Source organism: Streptacidiphilus monticola (genome assembly GCF_042658505.1).
In the GTDB taxonomy this organism is placed as follows: Bacteria; Actinomycetota; Actinomycetes; order Streptomycetales; family Streptomycetaceae; genus Streptacidiphilus; species Streptacidiphilus monticola.
In genome coordinates this window covers 1-351 of record NZ_JBHSQJ010000096.1, presented here as the reverse complement: position 1 = coordinate 351, position 351 = coordinate 1, and the positions used below count along the sequence as shown (strand labels likewise).

General features: G+C 59.3%; 1 protein-coding gene. It reads right to left on the bottom strand.

Going from position 1 to position 351, the window contains the following annotated elements; genetic code table 11:
- The coding region (locus ACFP3V_RS22445; protein WP_142351657.1) for a plasmid mobilization protein at positions 1-221 on the bottom strand (221 nt) is incomplete at its 3' end.
- Positions 222-351: the final 130 nt, after the last annotated feature.

Genomic DNA, 351 nt, shown 5'->3' with positions numbered 1-351 from the left:
ATTTTCCGGGCGATCTGGTTGAGGTTGTTCCCCATCCCGGCAAGCTGGCGCAGCAAAACCGGATCGATGGACGGCAGCCGCAACGACCGCGCCGGGCGCGTATCGAGACAGGTTTCCCGCATCCACACCGCCAGTTGCCTTCCATTGCAGCGCTCCAGCAGCTGCTGGTACTCCCCATCGGTCACCCGGATACCTAAAAAACGGGTACGCTTAACCGCCATCCTCTCCTCCGATATCCGCAAAATGTGACCGGGCTGAACGCTCAAGCTCTGCCATCTGCTCCCGGCGGTAATCTTCCTCCTGTGCCTGACGCATCAGATTTGCCATCACTGCCGGATGCCAGGATCTTTT